The organism is Colwellia psychrerythraea 34H (assembly GCF_000012325.1).
Classification (GTDB): domain Bacteria; phylum Pseudomonadota; class Gammaproteobacteria; order Enterobacterales; family Alteromonadaceae; genus Colwellia; species Colwellia psychrerythraea_A.
In genome coordinates, this window is the sequence record NC_003910.7 from 1,204,725 (window position 1) to 1,226,283 (window position 21,559).

Below are 21,559 nucleotides of genomic sequence, written 5' to 3' on the forward strand. Positions count from 1 at the left end.
AAAAAACCGACCTAAGTCGGTTTTTCAATGGAAAATAAGGTGCACCATATTTTCACTTCATAAAACAGTACAGCTAAAGCAATAATTAAAGTGCTTTGATTGCTGCGTTTAAACGGCTCTTAGAACGAGCTGCTTTGTTTTTATGAATAAGACCTTTACTTGCGTAACGGTCTAAAGTTGGTGTAGCAGCAGCTAATTCTTTAGTTGCTACTTCTTTGTCACCAGCTTCAATTGCTGCTAGTACTTTTTTTACTAAAGTACGCATCATTGAGCGACGACTTGCATTATGTTGACGGCGCTTTTCAGATTGTCCTGCGCGCTTCTTAGCTTGCTTTGAGTTAGCCAAGGTATTCTCCTAAAAGAGTGATTATAAGCTTAAATTTAAGGCGACGAAATATGCCTTTTTTTTTGCTATATGTCAAATGTTTTAATTGTTTAATTTAATGTTGACGGTAAAAGTTAACGATAAAAAGCAATTAAAAAGAATATGGTTGATGTTTACGACTAGAACTATGCCGATATAACAAAACATGTTGTGAACAGCGTTAAGTATACATTGTTTAAATAGCTAAAATCATCACATAATACACATTATTTATTTTTGCTGTGTTTTTTTTTATTTTTACATGAGTGAATAGTTATAAAATAGCCATGTTTAACTTGGGTTTGAGGATGTTTTTTTGAGTAAAAAGTTAATTAAATCAGGGATGATTGTCAGTGTGATGACATTGATTTCTCGAGTGTTAGGATTAATTCGAGATGTCGTTATTGCCAATGTGATGGGCGCAGGGGTAATGGCCGATGTATTTCTATTTGCCAATAAAATCCCAAACTTTTTTCGGCGACTATTTGCTGAAGGAGCATTTGCTCAGGCATTTGTACCTGTACTCAGTGAATATCAGGTAAAAGATGAACAACAAGCAGAGCAAAACGATAAACAAAATGCCCATGAGCAAACACGATTACTGATAGCACAGGCTTCCGGTACGCTAGGCATAATTATCACCGGAGTGACGTTATTCGGTATGTTAGCCTCACCTCTGTTTGTAATGCTTTTTGGCTTTGGTTGGTTTATCGATTGGTTAAATGACGCGCCAGGAGGCGAGAAGTTTGATTTAGCGAGTAACTTATTATCAATCACTTTCCCTTATCTATGGTTTATTAGTTTTGCAGCACTAACGGGGGCGGTGCTTAATACCTTGGGCCGATTTGCCGTTGCTGCTTTTACGCCTGTTCTGCTAAATATTGCTATTATCGGAATGGCCATTTTTGGTTCCCCTTATGCCGAAAGTCCTGCTCACGCGTTAGCTTGGGGCGTGTTTTTAGGTGGTCTTATACAATTTCTTTTTCAAATTCCTTTTATGTACAAAGCGGGCATGTTGGTAAAACCTAAATGGGCTTGGCACAGTGAAGGAGTCACAAAGATTCGAAAACTGATTGTGCCTGCGTTATTTGGTGTGTCAGTAACACAGATTAATTTATTGCTTGATACCGTTATTGCCAGCTTTTTAATTACAGGATCTATCAGCTGGCTCTATTATGCCGATAGACTACTTGAATTCCCGCTGGGTCTTTTTGGTATTGGTATTGCGACAGTGATACTGCCTAGCTTGTCAAAATTACACAGTAAAAATAGCCCAGAAGAATTTAGTGCCACCTTAGATTGGGGGATCCGAGTGATTTGTCTTTTTGGCTGGCCAGCGTTGGCAGGATTAATGGTGTTAGCTCAGCCTATTATTATGGTGCTATTTATGCGGGGCGAGTTTGACCAACAAACTGTATTACAAGTTTCCATGGCATTATTTGCCTATTTATCAGGGTTGTTGAGTTTTATGTTTATCAAAATACTTGCTCCCGGTTATTACGCACGACAAGATACCAAAACACCAGTTAAAATCGGCATTATAGCTATGGTTGCCAATATGATATTTAACTTAATGCTGGCACCTTTTATCGGGTATGTAGGGCTTGCCTTAGCAACCTCATTATCTGCAACATTAAATGCTTGGCTGTTATATCGAGGCTTAAAGGCACAAGGTGTTTATCAGTTATCGGCTAAAACACTCATTTTTATTGCTAAATTAGTGTTAAGTGCTGGGGTTATGGCATTGGTTGTTTATCAATTATCCAGCAGCTTTGATGTTTGGCTAACGATGAAATTTTTAGAACAAGTAGAGCAACTAACCCTGTGCATTGTTGCCGGTGTTGCTAGCTATTTGGTAATGATTATTTTGTTAGGTGTACGTTTTAGTGACTTTAAGGTTATAAAAAGATAAAAATAAGCATAAATAAAGTGCTCGGGCTACTGATTATTCGCGCGCGCTGTTATATAATTCGTCGATTTGTACCAATCCATATAAGAAAGTAGCCTCTTAGTGAGATTTTAAAGGCTTACAGGCAAGACATTGAACGTAGGTAATGGTACTTCCTTATCAAGGTCAATAACGAAGCTTGTAAGCCTTTAAAACCACCCTTCGGGAATGCATGGACACCATGATAACAGCACAAAATTTGTTTGATATAGAATAACTATACCTACACATATTTTATTTGTTTTAATGTCGTCCATGTCATTCTAAGTGGTTACTTCTTTATATGGAGTGGTACTATTTATGCGAATGTCAAAGTTGATGTTCGTCAGTGACTTATCTGAGTCATTTAGCGTGATAGTAAAAAGGCAGAATAATAGCTAATGCAGTTAGTTCGCGGAATACATAATATTCAATTAAATGATCATAGTTGTGTGTTAACTATTGGTAATTTTGATGGTGTTCATTTAGGACATCAGCAAGTGATTAAGGCGTTGGTAAGTAAAGCGAAAGCTTTGAATTGTGTGGCTGCAGTGTTAGTTTTTGAACCACAACCACAAGAGCTTTTTTCACCAGAAACAGCACCTGCTAGATTATGCCGTCTACGCGATAAATATAATTTATTAGCAAAACTTGGTGTGCAGCGACTTATTTGTGTCAATTTTACCGCTAAATTTGCTAATCAAAGCGCTAAACATTTTATAGAAAATTTGTTGGTAGCTAAATTAGGAATAAAGCATCTTATCGTCGGCGATGATTTCCATTTTGGTAAGAATCGAACCGGTAACTTTTCTATGTTACGTCAAGCAGGAGAAAAGTTTGGCTTCGATGTTTCAGATACCGCAAGTTATAAAATGGCGGATTGCCGCATTAGTTCAACCGCTATTCGTCAAGCATTAGAACAAGATGATTTAGTGTCAGTTAAACAGATGCTAGGCAGAGAATATTCGATAATTGGTCGCGTGTTCCATGGTGACAAGCGAGGTCGACAGTTAGGCTTTCCAACCGCTAATGTCTTACTTAAAAGGCGTGTTTCTCCCCTTAGTGGTGTTTTTGCTGTGATGGTAAAAACAAATGATGGTGAATTTAAAGGGGTTGCAAATATTGGTGCTAGGCCAACAGTTAACGGCATTAGGCAACAATTAGAAGTACATATTTTTGATTTTGATGAAAATCTCTATGGGCAATGCATTGAAGTGGTCGTTAAGAGAAAACTACGCCCAGTGATTAAGTTTGACAGCCTTGAAGCGCTTACCGCGCAAATTCGTCAAGACAGTGAACAAGCAAAACAAGTATTAGCTTAATGCTTTACTTGTAATGATTAAAAATAATATATTCAATTAACAGTTATAAACTTGGTTGATATTTATAGCGTTTTGTTAAGTTATCAGCCAACATAAACGGATAATGATTTAAATGAGTGATTACAAACAGACCCTGAATTTACCAGCCACCTCCTTTGCTATGAAAGGTAATATGGCTAACCGTGAACCTAATATGCTCAAATATTGGGCAGCTAAAGATCTTTATGGCAAGATTCGTGAAGCCAAGAAAGGTAAAAAGTCATTTATTCTTCATGATGGCCCTCCTTATGCCAATGGTAATATTCACTTAGGCCATGCCGTTAATAAAATCTTAAAAGATATTATTGTTAAATCAAAAAACTTATCTGATTTCAATTCTCCTTTCGTACCCGGTTGGGATTGTCACGGTTTACCGATTGAATTAATGGTTGAGAAAAAAGTAGGCAAACCTGGTCATAAGATTAGCGCTAGCGACTTTCGTCAAAAATGTCGTGAATACGCCGCTAAGCAAGTTAATGGTCAACGTGAAGATTTCAAACGTTTAGGTATTTTCGCAGATTGGGAAAAGCCATACTTAACCATGGATTTTGGTACAGAAGCCAATATTATCCGTTCATTAGGTAAAATTGCTGAAAATGGTCACTTACATCAAGGTTTTAAACCTGTGCATTGGTGTACTGATTGTGGTTCGTCTTTAGCTGAAGCTGAAGTTGAATATAAAGACAAGCAATCTCCAGCTATTGATGTGAAATTTACTATTAGCGACGAATCAGTAGCAGATAAATTCTCTCACCCAGAAGGCCATAAAGGCGAAGGTGAAATCGGCGCTGTGATTTGGACAACAACACCTTGGACACTTCCAGCTAACCGTGCAATAGCAGTGAATGCTGAGGTTGAATATACTTTAGTTCAATGTGAACAGGCAGGTGAAAAGCAACGTTTAATCATTGCTTCTGATTTAGTTACTACCTGTATGGACCGCTTTGGCTTTGATAAATACCATGCATTAGGTTTCTGTAAAGGTAGCGAGCTAGAGCTAGTACAATGTCAACATCCGTTCTATGACTTCACGGTTCCTGTTGTTTTAGGTGAACATGTAACGACAGACTCAGGTACCGGTTGTGTACATACTGCACCAGGTCACGGTGTAGAAGATTTTGTTGTTGGTAAACTATATGACTTAGAAGTGGCTAACCCTGTTGGCGCTAACGGCGTATACCTTGAAGATACGCCATTACTTGCTGGACAACATGTATTTAAAGCCAATGCTAGTGTTGTTGAATTGTTAAAAGAAAAGGGTGCTTTAGTACATCATCATGCGTTAGATCATTCTTACCCGCATTGTTGGAGACATAAAACACCACTAATTTTCCGTGCTACGCCGCAGTGGTTTATCAGCATGGACAAAAAAGGTTTACGTCAAGATTCATTAAACGAAATCGAAAAAACACAGTGGATCCCTGATTGGGGTCAACGCCGTATAGAATCTATGGTTGAAGGTCGTCCAGATTGGTGTATTTCACGTCAACGCACGTGGGGCGTGCCTATGGCATTGTTTATTCATCAAGATTCGGGTGCATTGCATCCGCGTAGCATTGAGCTTATTGAAGAAGTTGCTCTTCTTGTTGAAAAATCAGGTATTCAAGCTTGGTTCGATCTAGAGGCGATCGAGTTAATTGGCGATGATGCGAAAGAATACATTAAAGTACCTGATACGTTAGATGTATGGTTTGATTCAGGTACTACCCATGAATCAGTTATCAAAGCGCGTGACGAATTTGACGGTATTGCAGATTTATATCTTGAAGGCTCTGATCAACATCGTGGTTGGTTTATGTCATCAATGATTTCATCAGTAGCGATGAATGGTGCAGCGCCATATAAGCAAGTACTTACTCACGGTTTTGTGGTTGACGCTAAAGGTCACAAAATGTCTAAGTCGTTAGGTAATGTTATTACGCCAAAAGAAATTACTAACAACTTAGGCGCTGATATTTTACGTCTGTGGACTGCTTCAGTAAATTACACGCAAGAAATAACTGCGGGTGATGAAATCTTCAAACGTCAAGCCGATGCTTACCGTCGTATTCGTAATACGTCACGTTTCTTATTATCTAACTTAACTGGTTTTGAACCAGCTAACCACATGGTTGCTGTTGAAGATATGGTTGCGCTTGATCGCTGGGTTATCGATAAAGCAGCTCGTTTACAAGAAGAAATTATCAACGCGTATGATGAATATGAATTTCATGTAGTTGTACATAAGTTAATGAACTTTTGTACGAATGAATTGGGTGGCTTTTACTTAGATATTATCAAAGACAGACAATACACAGCTAAGAGCGATTCAAATGCACGTCGTTCATGTCAAACAGCTATGTACTTAATTGCTGAAGCCATGACTGCATGGATGGCACCAATCTTGTCATTTACTGCACAAGAAATCTGGGAAGCCTTACCGTTACCTGTTAGTGGTGAACGCGATGAGTTTGTTTTCACTGGTGTTTGGTTTGATGGCCTTATGAAGCAGGAAAGTAAGCAAGACGAAAGCACTGAATCTTCAGATGAGCTTGGTAATGAGTACTGGACTGAATTGCTGACTGTTCGTGGTGAAGTTAACCGCGCGTTAGAGCAAGCAAGAAAAGATAAGTCTGTTGGTAAAGCACTAGAAGCGCAAGTTACTTTGTTCGCAACTGCTGACCTAGCCGCTAAATTAGCTAAATTGGGTGATGAGCTTCGTTTTGTTTTAATCACCTCTAAAGCGACTATTGAAACAGTAACGTCGGCACCAGAAAATGCCCTTGAAACTGAGGTTGAAGGTTTATGGTTAACTGTGGCACCTGCTGAAGGTATTAAGTGTGAGCGTTGTTGGCATGTCACTACTGACATTGGCGAAAGCGAAAAACACCCAACGTTATGTGGTCGTTGCATCACTAATATTGATGGTGAAGGTGAAACAAGACAGTTTGCTTAATTCGAACCGTCAGATTGCATTAAAAGTTGCTTAACTTTGTTAACTAACTTAACTAACTTAAGTAACTAATCGGGCTACTAGCCACTATCAATTCATAGGTAGTGGCTAGTAGCTTATTTAATTGCGCTATATGAGATTACCACCATTGAAAAAATTATTTAGTGATACCGGATTACGTTGGTTATGGCTAACCTTACTATGCTTAATCATTGATCAGGTGAGTAAACATTGGGTTGCAGGTACATTTGATTATCGTGAAACTTTGTCGGTTTTGCCATTTTTCAACCTCACGTACGTTCATAACCCTGGTGCAGCCTTTAGCTTTTTAGCTGACCAAGGTGGTTGGCAACGCTGGTTTTTTACTGGGATTGCCAGTATAGCTAGTATTGTATTTCTCGTTTGGATGGCAAAAACACCTAAACAGCAACGTTTATTAAGTATTGCTTTTGCTTTGATTTTAAGCGGCGCCGTAGGTAACTTGATCGATAGAGCTTTATTTGGTTACGTTATCGACTTTCTTGATTTTCATTGGGCGGGCTACCACTTTGCCGCTTTTAATATTGCCGACTCAGTTATTTTCATTGGTGCAGCACTAATGATTTTTGAATCCTTCTCTAATCAGGGAAATAATAAAGAAGCTAATAAAGAACCTAGTCAAGAAAACAAGAAATAAAATAGTTATGAAAGTCATTATTGAAGCAATAGTGATAACAAAATACAAAAGAATTAAACAAATAAGGTAGAGAAGTAATCATGACCGTTTCAACGCAAGCTCAGATTCAAAGTGACTCAAGTATTCTTGTTCATATAACTATGAAATTAAGTGATGGTTCGGCTGCAGATAGTACTAAAGTCAATAATAAACCAGCAAAAATAATCATGGGCGATAACAGTATCTCACCGGCTTTCGAAGCTCAGCTGATTGGTATGGATAAAGGTGATTCAAGAGAGTTCACCCTTGAAGCAAAAGATGCTTTCGGTGAGACAAACCCAGACAATATTCATTATATGGGTCTTGATAAATTTTCCGCTGAGGTGCCAGCAAAAATAGGTAATATTATTACTTTTTCTCAACCAGGTGGTGATTTACCGGGCATGATTAAAGAAATTAATGGTGACTCGGTTACTATTGATTTTAATCACCCGCTTGCAGGTCAAACAGTAACGTTTGTAATTGACCTTGTAGACATCCTTTAAACTAATTTATTCGCTTAAATTCACTTTTTCTTTGTTGCTATGCATTCACATAGATAAACTATGCTTCATTTCTAGCGCCGGGAAAAAAGTATTTAATTCGAACAAATATTAATTTAATGAGTCTTTAATGCTAAGTCTCTGTCCAACTTTATATAGGTAAGTAATATAGTGAATTATTTGGCTCTTGATGCCTCAACTGAAGCATGCTCTGTTGCGTTGCAAGTGAACGGTAAAACCTTTTCTCGTTATGAGCTTTGCCCACAGTCGCATAGTTTACATCTACTGCCGATGATAGATGCAGTACTTCACGAGGCGGGTATAAAGTTAGCTGAGCTCGATGGCCTTATTTTTGGTCAAGGACCTGGCAGTTTTACCGGTGTCCGCATTGGTGTAGGCGTAGCTCAAGGGTTAGCGTTTTCTGCTAACCTACCTGTTGTTGGTGTATCAAGTTTACAGGCTATGGCTCAATTAGCTTATATAAAACATGGTCAAAAACAGGTCTTAGCAGCAATAGATGCCCGTATGTCGGAAGTTTATAATGGCTATTTTGTACTTGATGAAAACAATGTTATGCAAGCGCAGAAAGGTGAAGCCGTTACCCCGCCTGAGCATTTAGCACAACAACTATCAGACGTTGTCGTTGCTCCTTTCTATGCGGTTGGTACAGGTTGGGATGCGTACCCTGAAAAGTTAAGTGAAAAATCAGGCGAACAATTGTTGGCATTGAAAATTAATGAAGGTAGCCCAGATATACTTTTCCCGAGCGCTGAAGCAATGTTAGCAATAGGTAAAGTAAAACTAGAGCTAGGGCAGGGCGTTTCGGCAGAACATGCTCAACCAGTATATGTTCGCGATACAGTTTCCTGGCAAAAACTTCCGGGTAAATAATATAAAATTCTTACGGTAGCAAATTCTGGAAGCAAATTATGGCAAGTACCTCGCACAATAGCTCAGCCAGTTTTTGGCAAAAATATCAGCTGTATTTTCTCCTGGTAGCCGCGATTATCATCAGGCAAATTCCTATCGTATCTATTCCGCTTAATTGGCTGGAAAGTTACTTTCATGAAATAAGCCATGGCATTGCTGCACTATTAACAGGTGGCGAAATTATGCGCATTCAATTGTTTGCCAATGGTGCTGGTTTATGTACTACTCGAGGTGGTTTAAGTTTCATTATTAGTTTCTTTGGTTATGCTGGAGCCACCTTTTGGGGCTGGTTACTCTTTAAGTTAGCAAATAGTCATCAACGGACTGCGCAGATTGTTTCTGGCTTCATGATCGTTTTACTGCTTGTTTCAATTATTTTTTGGGCAAGAGATCTCCTCACTATAATTATTATCTCAAGCTTAGCTGTCATGTTTGTGCTAACGATAAAAATGCGCCGATTATACACTCTTCAGGTATTGTTAAAATTCTTTGGTTTGAGTATTTTATTAAATAGTTTGTTTAGCCCAACGTATTTATTTGATGGTCGTGATCTAGGTGATGGTGCTGCTTTAGCTTCAATGACAATGGTCCCTGAATTAGTTTGGGTATTGTTATGGTGCGTGCTGGCTGTTGTTGCGCTCTACTCCTTAATAAAAACGAACAAAAAGTCTTATAATTAAATCAAGGGCTTAACTTAAAGTTGCATTCTTAAAGGTACAATCCAATGGCAGATACCAACGAAATTTATGAGCTTAGCTACCAACTAGATGACTTAACGCTTACCGCATTAGCTTGTGGGAATAAAGCCCATGAACCAGTACTATGTTTACATGGTTATTTGGATAATGCCGCAAGCTTCTTACCTTTAATGCAGCAAATGATGCAGAAAAGTGATTTACTAACTGATAGGCGTATTATTGCGCTAGATTGGCCCGGCCACGGTCACTCAGAACATCGAAGTGTCGGTGCTCATTACCATTTTTTTGATTATGTTAGTGATTTGGTTACGTTATTTTCACTTAATAATTGGCAAGCAATTGATATTGTTGCGCACTCAATGGGAGCCATGATTGCAAGTGCATTTGCCGCAGCTTTTCCTGAAAAAGTAAAATCACTCACCTTAATCGATTCATTTGGTTTTATTTGTGCCCCAGAAGAACAAATGACGGATCAGCTTCGACGTGGTCTGCTAAGTCGAATGAAATCAGCTAATACTACCCGATCATTTACTGAAGAAACGGCTGTAAAAGCACGGTTGCATGTTTCAGACTTGACCGTTGAACACGCAAAATTAATAGTAAAAAGATCATTGATAGAAATTGAACCTAAGTCAATGGATACAGTGGGTGTTGATAGCGCGAGTATTTTATATCGTTGGCGTTCAGATCCGCGTTTACGGTCAGTTTCACCTTATCGCTTAAGTCTAAAACAAGGGCAACAATTGTTTAGTGACATTAAGTGTCCTTTACAACTTATCTATGGTGATAAAGGCATGAAAATGGTTGTCACGGGGCTGAAAAACTTCTCTTCAGGTGTTAATAGCCTACAAACTACCAAGCTGTCAGGCGGTCATCACGTTCATATGGAAAAAGCGGAAGAGTTATTGCCTATTCTTCATCATTTTTTCAGTGAAATTAAAACAAGCGTTTAAATTTGTGGCGCATTGCTAAAAAATTTGATAAAACAGTGGTATTAAAATAAGAGTTGCTGCAAATAAAATAATTATTAAGTCAGTTGCAACATAATTACCTATTGAGGAAGCCATTGTGGAAAAGATTTGGTTAGAAAAAAGTTACCCTAGTGATGTGCCGTTTGAAATAGATGCGGATAAATATCCATCCATTGTGGCTATGTTCACAAAATACTCTACTCAGTTTAGTGACAAAACAGCTTTCATCAATATGGGCGCTTCTATTTCTTATGCAGAACTTTCAGTTCAAGCAACCGCCTTTGCAGCATACTTACAACAAGATTTAGGTTTAGAGCGAGGTGATAAATTCGCCATCATGGTGCCTAATTGCTTACAATACCCAATAGCATTATTTGGCGCTTTATTAGCAGGGCTTACTGTTGTAAACGTAAATCCTTTATATACAGCCCGTGAACTTGAGCACCAATTAAAAGACTCAGATGCTAAAGCAATGTTGATTATAGAAAACTTTGCTCAAACTCTTGAGAAGGTAGTTGATAAAACAGCGGTTAAACATGTCATCATGACATCTTTAGGTGATCGATTGGGCCTAGTTAAGGGCACTGTTGTCAATTGCATGGTCAAATACGTTAAAAAAATGGTACCTGCTTTTAAACTGCCACACGCGGTACGTTTTAATACTGTTTTATCGCGAGGCTTAGCACTTAAATTATCGCCGGTAGAGTTGTGTGGAGATGATCTCGCATTTTTGCAATATACCGGTGGTACAACAGGTTTATCTAAAGGCGCCATGTTAACGCATCGAAACATGGTGGCAAACTTACAGCAAGCTAAAGCTGCTATTTTCCCATTGTTAGAAGAGGGCAATGAGCTAGTGGTAACAGCGTTACCGCTTTATCATATCTTTGCTTTGACGGCGAATTGTTTAACGTTCTTTACCATGGGGGGCACTAATTTATTAATTACCAACCCAAGAGATATGCCTAATTTTGTAAAAGAATTATCAAAATACCCATTTACAGCCATTACGGGTGTAAATACCTTATTTAACGGCTTATTGAATACGCCTGGCTTTAGTGAACTAAACTTCAGCACGTTGAAAATGTCACTTGGTGGTGGAATGGCTGTACAACGACCTGTTGCAGAGCGTTGGCAGCAAATAACGGGTACCAGATTGTTAGAAGGTTATGGTTTAACTGAGTGCGCACCTTTAGTGACGATAAGCCCTTATAATCTTGCCGCTTATGACGGAAGTATAGGTCTTCCTGCGGCTTCAACGGATGTTAAAATCATGCGTGAAGATGGTAGTGAAGCTGATATTGGCGAATCAGGTGAAATGTGGGTTAAAGGCCCTCAGGTAATGCTAGGTTATTACAAGTGTGTAGAAGCGACTGAAGAAGTATTGAAAGACGGTTGGTTTGCTACAGGTGATGTTGCCATGATGGATGATAAAGGTTTCTTCACTATCGTTGATCGTAAAAAAGATATGATAATCGTTTCTGGCTTTAATGTTTATCCCAATGAAATTGAAGAAGTGCTTGCCATGCATGAAGGCGTCTTAGAATCTGCGGCCATTGGTGTACCCCATGAAGTTTCAGGCGAGGTTGTCAAAATTTTTGTGGTAAAAAAATCAGATGATTTAGATGAAAAAACGCTTATCAAACATTGTCGCGAAAACCTGACTAATTACAAAGTGCCAAAACTGGTTGAGTTTCGAAAAGAATTACCTAAAACCAATGTAGGTAAAATTTTAAGAAGAGAGTTACGCTAAGGCAACCTAGAAATAAAACGGATATGACTTACGTAATAAATTCGAATCAATAAACAAAAAGGCAAGCTGTAATAGCTTGCCTTTTTTTTGAGCTTTAAAATGAGCATTAGCACAAAGATTAAATATCACATTAAAGGTTATTGAGCCTTTAACGTTTGACCATTTATTTCTAAACTATCATCAGACATTAAATAAACATATAAAGGCATAATGTCTTCTGGTGTAGCAAGTTCGTCTTTATCTTCTGCTGGAAAAGCACACGAGCGCATGTTGGTATTTGTAGCACCAGGGTTTATCGCGTTGGTACGTAAATTTGATCCTTCATATTCATCTGCAATTACTTGCATCATGCCTTCAGTGGCAAATTTTGAGATACTATATTGACCCCAGTAAGCTCTGCCTTGGCTACCAACTCCTGAAGAAGTAAATACTAAAGAAGCATTTGGTGCTAACAATAAAGTCGGTATTAATGTTTGAGCTAATAAACATTGAGCTGTTACATTGACTTTCATCACATCATTAAATACTTGCTCATGCATTTGAGTGAACGGTGTTAGTTCACCTAAAATAGAAGCATTTAGTAATACCCCATCTAAATGACCAAACTGACTGGAAATTGTCGAAGACATGTCAATATAATTTTGTTTGGTCGCACCCTTCAAATCAAGGGGGATAATGGCGGGTTCAGCAAGCCCTAATGCAACAATCTCATCATACACAGCTTCAAGTTTACTCACCGTTTTACCAAGTAAAATAACAGTAGCACCAAGTTGTGCATAGGTTAATGCTGCAGTGCGGCCAATGCCGGCACCAGCACCCGTAACTAGAATGGTTTTGTTGCTTAAATTGGCATCTTTTGTTGAATAATTAAACATCTTAAGGTCTTATCGTTAGGAGTGAGAAAGTTACTTCCCTATTCTACGCGTTGACATTTTCATTGACGAGAGAAAAGTTGGTTAACATGAAAATATTCGACGAAAAAGTAAAAAATGACTAGCACCTTGCGACATCTTGGGGTAACTTTAACTGGTCTTACTAGTTATTAAAACATTAGTTTGAATTTTTGATTTGAACGATGAAATAAAAATAACTTAAAAAAATACATAATAAAAATTACGGCATTGGGGAATTCAATATGAAAAAGCTAGCTCTCAGTCTTGCGATTATTAGCGCACTTGGTTTAAGTGCCTGTGATAGCGAAACTATCGAAGATGTACAAAAAGAAGTCGCAGATAATGGCACGGCTGTTAAGTCGTTAGCTCGTATAGTTTTTGATCCCGGTGCCGCTGAGCCGCTTTTATCTATTCCAAATGATTTATTACTTTCAGGTACTACTGACGGTACACTAAATTTACCCGCTGAAAATTTGGTTGATGAAGACGGAAAAAAACTTCCTACTGATTATCTAAACCCATCAGCAGCTGTTGGGGCTCTTGATGGTTGGTCAACAGTAAACCCGTTTACTATTGAAGTTGCTCTTCCTGAGGGGAGAACATTAAATGGCGATAGTATCTTTAGTCCCGGTGCTGTTCATATTTATGAAGCAATCATGGGCGGAGACCAAAGTGATGCAGAGTGTGCCGCAATCCCTAGAGGACCCGCTTGTAAATTAGTTGCAGAGCTAACTTTTGGTGTTGATTTTGTTGCTAAAGCATCAGGGAATAATGTTGCCATTGTACCGTTAAAGCCTTTAAAAGCGAAAACGGCTTATGTGATTGCCTTAACGGATGCTATTCAAGATAGTGAAGGCATGGCGGTTGCAGGCTCAATTTCTTATGACTTGGTAAAACAAGACCTTAACGACAACCCACTGAAAACTGAAAGCCAGTTATTACTACAAACCTTAACCAACAGCTTTGAAAATGTAGCTGTTGCCGGTGGCCTTAATAAAGATAATATAATTTATTCATTCTCAATGACTACACAGTCTATTGGGGATGTTTCTCAAGCCACTAAATCGCTAATGCTATCAGGTATTCCAGGTACAACACCTATATTATCTGCTATTACTCCAACAGGGGCTAATGCAGCAATGTTAGTTGGTTTAGACCCTAATGATTTTGGTGCAGGGACTGTAGCAAGTTATGCCGCTGTTTCTAAATCGACTTTATCGTCGCCTTATTACCTAGAAACACCCTATTATGACGGCGCTGCTGGCAGCTGTAATCTGCTAGCAGATGACATAACTAAAGGCTGTCCAGATTTATTTAGCCGTTGGGAAGCTATGGGCGATAGCCCTGTGACTGTTGGTGGAGCATTAGCTTCAGGTGTGTTATCACAAGAATCTTTTGCTGAGCAAGCTATTGCTCAAGGGAAAGATCCTGCTGAGTTATTAGCTAATCCTGCTAAATTAGTAGGGCTAACATTTACCGTCGACGTTCCTATTGATGATGAAGGTAATACTGTTGCGGTAAACCTGGATCAAACGCGCCATCTTACCAAATATAATCCACTACCTCAGGTTAAATCATATAAATCAGGTGCTAGTGCCATCGATGTTATTGTAACTACACCTGATATTGCCCGTATTAATGCTATTGCGGCAATGAAAAAAGGTTCAGCGCTTACTACAGAAGAAACAATGCAAGTTCCTGCTGCTGGCTGGCCGGTAATGATTTTTTCTCATGGCATCACTTCTTATAAAGAAACTGTTCTTGCCATTTCAGGAACGTTAGCGAGTCAAGGTATTGCTACTATTTCAATCGATCACCCGTATCATGGTGCTCGAGGAATAGATTTTAATGCTGATGGCGTTTATGAAATTAGTGCAACTTCATCTCTCAGTGACTCGGATCCTGCTTATGTTAATGCTAATGTTACCAGCTATATGAACTTAGCTAGTCTTTTAACAGCAAGAGATAATGTCCGTCAAAGTGAAGTTGATTTATTAGCACTGCGTTTAAGTTTAAATAGTGTGAATTTAGCTGGGCAACTTGATGCAACAAAAGTGAGCTTTTTAGGGCATTCATTAGGCGCTATCACTGGTATTCCTGTGATGGCGTTAGCAAACTCTGGCATCATTGATCCAGCAACTGGTCAGTTATCTGAAGTTAACCCGTATGCAATGACAAGTGTATCTCTTGCCTTCCCAGGTGGCGGTATTCCAGGGGTTTTACTGAACTCACCTTCTTTTGCTCCAGTAGTTATGGCTGGCTTAACTTCAAGTCAAACATTTATCGATTTAGTTGAAGCGGCTGCTATTGCTGAAGGTAAGGCACTAGAAGACTTAACTGAAGCTGAATACCAAGGTTATGTGGCTGCAATTTATCCAGCTTTTGCTGCTGAGTTTAATTTTGCCGGGCAAACTATTATAGATGCGGCAGATCCTATTAACTACGCTGCGGGTCTGAAAGAAACAATGACTCCTGTGCATTTAATGGAAATTGTTGGTGATGAAGCTGCAGGTGGGACGAACAAATCTGACCAGGTTATTCCAAATTATAACGCCAACTTACCATTAGTGGGAACTGAGCCATTAATTCAAGCGCTAGGCTTAGTTGGAGCAGATGAAACTGTAGGTAACGGTACCACAGCGGTAAGTGCTGCGGTTCGATTCTTAAAAGGCCATCATAGCTCTATTCTTAGTCCAGCAGTTTCACCTGGTGTAGCTGAGGATGCACAAGCTAATTTGGAAGTGACAATTGAAATGCAAACTCAGGTTGCTGCATTCGCTAAGACCGGTGGTAAGCTAATATTGATTAGCGATAACCAACACTTGGTTCCTGTTGGCGAGTAATAAAAACGGATAAAAGCTTTATCTGGTAAAATACTTATCAAAGCTTAGTTAAAAGCCCTCATTAGAGGGCTTTTTTTTACCTGTTTATTACACTATTTTATCAATGGTTCTCAAGACAAAAAAATAGTGTAGAATTGGCGCAATTATTTTATCCATTCTTAACAATCAAATCCTCAGGAGTTCTCTTGGAATTTTTATATGAATACGGCTTGTTTTTAGCGAAAGCCATTACTTTTGTTTTGGCTGTTATTGCCATTATTATTGCGATTGCTGGTGCAGCGACGAAACAGCAGCACAAAAAAGGTGAGCTTGATATCACCGACTTATCTGAACAGTTTACTGAGACTGAAGAAGATATTATTCATGCATTATTGAGCAAGGATGAATTTAAAGAGAAAGAAAAAGCAGATAAAAAGCTGGCTAAAGAGCAAGCGAAAGCAGATAAAAAATCAGCTAAAGCTGGTGAAGATAAAGAACCTAGTAAATCACATGTATTTGTGGTTGATTTCAACGGCAGTATTGATGCTAAAGAAGTTAGTTCTTTACGTGAAGAGGTGTCAGCGATACTTTCTGTGGCGAAACCTGAAGATGAAGTTTTTGTTCGTTTAGAAAGTGGTGGCGGTATGGTACATGGTTATGGTTTAGCATCTTCACAGCTTGATCGTATTCGTCAGCACAATATTCCACTGACAGTATCAGTAGATAAAGTAGCTGCTAGTGGCGGTTATATGATGGCTTGTGTAGCAAATAATATTATCTCTGCACCTTTTGCTATCTTAGGTTCTATTGGTGTTATTGCCCAAGTACCAAACTTCAATAAACTACTAAAGAAACATGACATTGATTTTGAACAGTTTACTGCTGGTGAATTTAAACGCACTGTAACTATGTTCGGCGAAAACACAGAAAAAGGTAAAGAAAAATTCATCGAAGAATTAGAAGAAACTCACGTTCTATTTAAAAACTTCGTTAGTGAGCGCAGACCAAGTTTAGATATTGTTAAAGTTGCAACGGGCGAGCATTGGTTTGGTACAACAGCCTTAGAACTTGGCCTAGTTGATAGTATCCAAACGAGTGATGATTATTTACAAGGTAAAAGTAAAAGCCATAAAGTCGTTGCCATTAAATATGAAGTGAAAAAAGGTTTGGCTGAAAAATTCTCTAAAGCGGCTTCATTATCAGCTGAAAGCTTTTTAGGTAAACTAATACAGCGCAATAATATCTTCCCTAGTTAGTAGTTGGTTGATCATTAGTTATCAGATGCGGATTTAGTTAATTATTAAATTAAGAACCAAGTGATATAAAAAAGCCTTACTGGGTTAACTCAGTAAGGCTTTTTTGTTTAACTATTACAGTACTTCCTAAAAGGCACTCTACAAAATATTAATTGTCTTTTAGGTGCTTAAAGTCGATTTCTTCAATGTTATGGCCTGCTTGTGGGTCAAGATACATTTCATGGTCAAACTGGTCTTCACTTTTAGCAACCACAAGACTCACCATACTGTCGCCAGTAACATTGACCGCAGTACGTGTCATATCCAGTAATCTATCGACACCAATAATAAGAGCAATGCCTTCAACAGGTAAACCTACTTGCTCTAATACCATGGCTAGCATGATTAAACCAACGCCTGGCACACCTGCTGTGCCTATAGAAGCTAGGGTTGCAGTAAGCACAACGGTTAAGTAGTCGGCTAGGGTTAAATCCTGGGTAAAAACTTGCGCGATAAAAACAGTAGCCACACCTTGCATGATTGCGGTGCCGTCCATATTAATGGTGGCACCAAGCGGCACGGTAAATGATGCGATGGAGTTTTTTACACCCATCTTTTTTGTTGCTGTTTCTAAAGTAACAGGGATAGTGGCATTTGAACTGGCGGTAGAGAAAGCAAAAATAGCAGCGTCACGCATTTTCTTTAAAAAGATTACCGGATTTAAACCCGTAAATAATTTTAAAATAATAGGGTAAGTAACTAAAGCATGAATAACTAGAACAAAAAATACTACTAAGAAATATTCAATTAAATTACCAAAAGTCGTTAATGACACAGTCGTAAACAAGGTTGCCAATAGTGCAAATACACCATAAGGAGCGATATTCATTAAAATTGTGACCAGACGCATGATCACTTCACTTAAATCTTCAAATAATAAAGCGACACGTTCACCAGCTTTACCTGAAAGAGCGATAGCAATACCAAAAAGTAATGCAAAAACGATTACTTGCAGCATATTACCTTGTGCAAAGGATGCGAAAGGATTGGTAGGAAACATTTGGATAATAACTTGTGCTAAAGAAGGAGCTTCTCTACCTGAAAAGCTACTGTTAGCTACCATATTAACGCCTTCGCCCGGAGCAATAATTAGCGCAACAAAAATAGCAAAGCTTATAGCAATAGCTGTAGTGGCGAGATATAAGGCTACCGCTTTGCCACCTATGCGGCCAAGCTTACTGGTATCTTTTAAGGAGCATACCCCACAGACTAACGATACAAAAACTAAGGGAACAACTAACATACGTAAACTGGCCATAAAAACTTGGCCAATCACTTCTAATATGCCATCTACAAATAAGCCTTTTAGAGAAAGTTCAAATAAATAAAGGTTAATAACTTTGTCAGAGCCATTGGGCATAAGCCACTGCAAGAAAGTTCCTAATAAAATACCTGCAACCATACCGATAACAATGCGGCTGGTTAAGCTATTTTTTTTGGAGGGTGGGGACATTGTTTTTTCAATTGTCATAGGGTTTATGTTACTTCAGCTAGGTTGTAAGTTAAGTGATGATTATTATGTATCTACTATACAAATAATTTTAATCGCCTAGGTTAGCAATAATCGCGTAGATTAAAAACTAATTTATTTTGACCGTTTTAGGCGTAGTCATAACTAAAAACTCACTAACTTAGTCATTGATTGTGATTTTTTTATGATAAGCAGTACCTTTTTGTTATTTATCAGTTAATATGAGTTATTAGGTCTATTTATAAAAAGAAAAATTAGGATGCTTCTATGCAGTTATTTCGACGTTTAAGTTTTACCATGTTATTGATGTCAATGATGACACTCGTAGCGTGCGGTGGTGGAGATGGTGATCTAACTGGTGGAGGTGATGGCGGAGGCGGCACGTCTGATGCTGTAACGTTAACTGTTGTAAAATCTGATGGTGATTTGTCAGCAGCTAATGATGTGACCGTTTCAGCAACAGTTGTTGAAAATGGTAGTGCCGTAGTTAATAAAACCGTTACTTTTACGTTAGCCGTTGAAGGCTCGGCTACATTCGACCCTGTTTCAAGTACAGCAACAACGGATGCAAATGGTATTGCGACCATTATTGTAAAAGTAACCGATGTAAAAGGCTCTGTTAATGTTATCGCCAGTTATGAAAGTGCTACAGATAATATTAGTTTTAATAGTGCCGGGGATGGCGATGGTACTGACTTAGCTACTATACTTTCTATTTCAATTTCGGATAGCAATGTAACCGAACAAAGCCCAGCGACAATTTCCGTTACCGTATTAGCCGATGGAGAAGTTGTTATTGGTGAAGTTGTTACTTTTACAACCACACTTGGCAGCTTTTCACCAGAAACGGGGACTGCATTAACAGGAGATGGTGGTATTGCTACAATCGTGTTGAATGGTGGCGATGTATCTGGCGCAGGAACAGTAACGGCGAATGTCTCTTCCAGTGAGAGCGTTTCAGTTGGTTTTACTACTCAAGCAGCAGGCTCTATCGTTTTGAAACTAGGTGCAGGTGAACCTTTTGTTGAAGGAGAGATTCTCGTTAGTTTATCACCTCTTTCAGCTGGCGGTACAAGTGTTATTTCTGTAAGTTTGGTTGATGAACAAAACCAATTGTATGCGGAATCGGCTGAATTTACATTTACCTCGTTATGTTCAGCACAAACAACTCCTACCGCTTCTTTAGATAGCCCTATAGTTACTTCAAATGGTAAAGCTGAAAGTGTCTACTTTGCTAAGGGCTGTGTTGGCGATGACCCAATAACGGTAAACGTAGTTGTTAATGGTCAAAACCTCTCAGCTACAGGCTCCATTGAAGTATTATCTGCAGCCCTTGGTAGTATTCAATTTGTTTCGGCTACCCCTGAACATATAGCAATTCAAGGGGCTGGAAGTGATGAGCGCCCGGAAAGTGCAACGGTAATTTTTAAAGTACTAGATACAAATAGCAATCCGCTCAGCGGCAAGGATGTAACTTTTTCATTAAGCAGTACTATTGGTGGAATTATATTAAACCCAATTAATGCGACAACTAATAATGAAGGTTTAGTACAGACGGTAGTCAATTCGGGAACTGTAGCTAGAACTGTAAGGGTGCTTGCTAGTGTTGATGATAGTGACCCTGTTATTCAAACTCAATCAGGTGAATTAAAAATATCTACGGGTATCCCTGATCAAGACAGTATGAGCATTGCTGCAAGTAATTTAGCGCCAAGAGCATGGAACCATGATGGTGTTGAAGTAACACTTACCGCAAGATTAGGAGATGCTTTTAACAACCCACCCCCAGCAACGGCAGTATACTTCACCACTGAAGGTGGCTCCATTGAGAATTTAGATGCTAGTTGTACAACTGGTGATGATGGTTCATGTTCTGTTATTTGGCGTAGTCAATACCCTCGTCCTGTAGGTCACATTTTAGGAGATGTTAATAACCCTAATCAAGTTCCTAAGCTCCCTTTAGCTAATAATAAAGGTGTTATGGGACAAAATTATGGAGGCCGAGTCACTATTTTAGCAACGACAATTGGTGAGGAGTCTTTTCCTGACTTAAATGGTAATGGTCGATTTGATGTGTGTGAATTGCCTGCTTTCCTTGGTACTACAATTTATAATAACACTTATAATAAAACTGGTAACGGTAAACCTTGTCTAGGTGATGGTAGTTTTGATGACTCAGCCGATGATATTCCTTTTTCTTACCTAGGTAAAGACGTCAGTGGTCGGTTTTATGATATTGGTGAAGCTTTTGCTGATTATAATGAGGATGGGGTATTCAACCAACTATCAGGCGCTGAAGCAGGTGGTGAACTAGAAGAACTAGTTGATTTTAATCAAAATGGAGTTTATGACGGTAAAGATGGTAAATATAATGGTATTTTATGTGCCATTCCTGCACACGATGGCTGTGCTGCAGAAACATCGTTAGATATCAAAGCACAAATGGTTATTGTAATGTCTGGGGATACACCATATATATGTGTTAATTCTTCTTTCGACAGTGGTGTTATTGCCGCAGGAGATGAAAGTAAACTTACAGCATATTCAGCTAGCTCTAGAGAATTTTGTGAAAATAAGACTGATGATACCTTTGCAGCTAAGCAGCACCGTGACAATGATGATAAATTGTTTTTAGCACCTAAGGCGTCTGGAAGTGTTGTTATTACTATGGCTGACTTGCATAACCAGCCTATGCCAGCAGGTACTGAAGTGTCTTTTAAGTCGTCTGTTGGTTCTGTAACATCGGGGACATCAGACTGGGAAGGTAATAGAAATGGCGGTAGCCAGTTTTTTGCGACAATTAAAGCTGGCGAAGATATAGAGTCGGGGACGTTAGATGTCATATTGACATTTGAGGGAGGTGATAAAGTTACTGTCCGTGTTGCAGATATTTATATTCAATAATAATTGAAAACATATAAAAAGCCGCTTACAAAGCGGCTTTT

Annotated in this window: 15 protein-coding genes; 12 read left to right on the forward strand and 3 right to left on the reverse strand. The window is 38.8% G+C overall.

Annotation, left to right across the window (positions count from 1 at the left end):
• Positions 1 to 85: 85 nt before the first annotated feature.
• The gene (gene rpsT / locus CPS_RS05255; RefSeq protein ID WP_011042016.1) at positions 86 to 346 is read right to left on the reverse strand and encodes a 30S ribosomal protein S20; all 261 of its coding nucleotides are present in this window, start codon (positions 344 to 346) and stop codon (positions 86 to 88) included.
• A 334-nt stretch (positions 347 to 680) separates the two neighbouring features.
• On the opposite strand from rpsT, the gene murJ reads away from it, so the two are divergent.
• The 9 genes from murJ to fadD all read left to right on the forward strand — a co-directional run bounded on the left by murJ (position 681) and on the right by fadD (position 12,133).
• Complete coding sequence (gene murJ, locus CPS_RS05260) at positions 681 to 2,276, forward strand: murein biosynthesis integral membrane protein MurJ (RefSeq protein ID WP_011042017.1); 1,596 nt, start codon at positions 681 to 683, stop codon at positions 2,274 to 2,276.
• Positions 2,277 to 2,692: 416 nt separating this feature from the next.
• On the forward strand, positions 2,693 to 3,613 hold the full coding sequence (gene ribF, locus CPS_RS05265) for a bifunctional riboflavin kinase/FAD synthetase (protein WP_011042018.1): 921 nt from the start codon (positions 2,693 to 2,695) through the stop codon (positions 3,611 to 3,613).
• 112 nt (positions 3,614 to 3,725) lie between these two features.
• Positions 3,726 to 6,587 (forward strand): isoleucine--tRNA ligase, encoded by a 2,862-nt coding sequence (ileS, locus tag CPS_RS05270; RefSeq protein ID WP_011042019.1) that lies wholly within the window; start codon positions 3,726 to 3,728, stop codon positions 6,585 to 6,587.
• A gap of 130 nt (positions 6,588 to 6,717) precedes the next feature.
• On the forward strand, positions 6,718 to 7,260 hold the full coding sequence (gene lspA, locus CPS_RS05275) for a signal peptidase II (protein ID WP_011042020.1): 543 nt from the start codon (positions 6,718 to 6,720) through the stop codon (positions 7,258 to 7,260).
• Between the two features lie 80 nt (positions 7,261 to 7,340).
• The gene (gene fkpB, locus CPS_RS05280; RefSeq protein WP_011042021.1) at positions 7,341 to 7,784 is read left to right on the forward strand and encodes an FKBP-type peptidyl-prolyl cis-trans isomerase; all 444 of its coding nucleotides are present in this window, start codon (positions 7,341 to 7,343) and stop codon (positions 7,782 to 7,784) included.
• A 168-nt stretch (positions 7,785 to 7,952) separates the two neighbouring features.
• Positions 7,953 to 8,672: a tRNA (adenosine(37)-N6)-threonylcarbamoyltransferase complex dimerization subunit type 1 TsaB gene (tsaB, locus tag CPS_RS05285; RefSeq protein ID WP_011042022.1), complete on the forward strand. Its 720-nt coding sequence runs from the start codon at positions 7,953 to 7,955 to the stop codon at positions 8,670 to 8,672.
• A 38-nt stretch (positions 8,673 to 8,710) separates the two neighbouring features.
• Positions 8,711 to 9,391 (forward strand): M50 family metallopeptidase, encoded by a 681-nt coding sequence (locus CPS_RS05290; RefSeq protein WP_011042023.1) that lies wholly within the window; start codon positions 8,711 to 8,713, stop codon positions 9,389 to 9,391.
• Between the two features lie 44 nt (positions 9,392 to 9,435).
• Positions 9,436 to 10,362 carry an alpha/beta fold hydrolase gene (locus tag CPS_RS05295; RefSeq protein ID WP_011042024.1) on the forward strand — a complete coding sequence of 309 codons (927 nt, stop codon included), beginning with the start codon at positions 9,436 to 9,438 and terminating at the stop codon, positions 10,360 to 10,362.
• Positions 10,363 to 10,477: 115 nt separating this feature from the next.
• The gene (gene fadD / locus CPS_RS05300) at positions 10,478 to 12,133 is read left to right on the forward strand and encodes a long-chain-fatty-acid--CoA ligase FadD (RefSeq protein WP_011042026.1); all 1,656 of its coding nucleotides are present in this window, start codon (positions 10,478 to 10,480) and stop codon (positions 12,131 to 12,133) included.
• A gap of 137 nt (positions 12,134 to 12,270) precedes the next feature.
• Here the strand turns inward: fadD and CPS_RS05305 are convergent, their stop codons facing one another.
• On the reverse strand, positions 12,271 to 13,008 hold the full coding sequence (locus tag CPS_RS05305) for a YciK family oxidoreductase (protein ID WP_011042028.1): 738 nt from the start codon (positions 13,006 to 13,008) through the stop codon (positions 12,271 to 12,273).
• Positions 13,009 to 13,268: 260 nt separating this feature from the next.
• Here CPS_RS05305 and CPS_RS05310 point away from each other — a divergent pair, with 260 nt between their 5' ends.
• Both CPS_RS05310 and sohB read left to right on the forward strand, forming a co-directional pair.
• Positions 13,269 to 15,869, forward strand: coding sequence for a VolA/Pla-1 family phospholipase (locus CPS_RS05310; protein WP_011042029.1), 2,601 nt, complete (start codon positions 13,269 to 13,271; stop codon positions 15,867 to 15,869).
• Between the two features lie 185 nt (positions 15,870 to 16,054).
• Entirely contained in the window at positions 16,055 to 17,104 is a 1,050-nt protein-coding gene (sohB, locus tag CPS_RS05315; protein WP_011042030.1) for a protease SohB, read from the forward strand.
• A gap of 148 nt (positions 17,105 to 17,252) precedes the next feature.
• Here the strand turns inward: sohB and CPS_RS05320 are convergent, their stop codons facing one another.
• Complete coding sequence (locus CPS_RS05320) at positions 17,253 to 18,596, reverse strand: dicarboxylate/amino acid:cation symporter (RefSeq protein WP_011042031.1); 1,344 nt, start codon at positions 18,594 to 18,596, stop codon at positions 17,253 to 17,255.
• Between the two features lie 285 nt (positions 18,597 to 18,881).
• On the opposite strand from CPS_RS05320, the gene CPS_RS05325 reads away from it, so the two are divergent.
• The gene (locus tag CPS_RS05325) at positions 18,882 to 21,518 is read left to right on the forward strand and encodes a hypothetical protein (RefSeq protein ID WP_011042032.1); all 2,637 of its coding nucleotides are present in this window, start codon (positions 18,882 to 18,884) and stop codon (positions 21,516 to 21,518) included.
• Positions 21,519 to 21,559 lie beyond the last annotated feature (41 nt).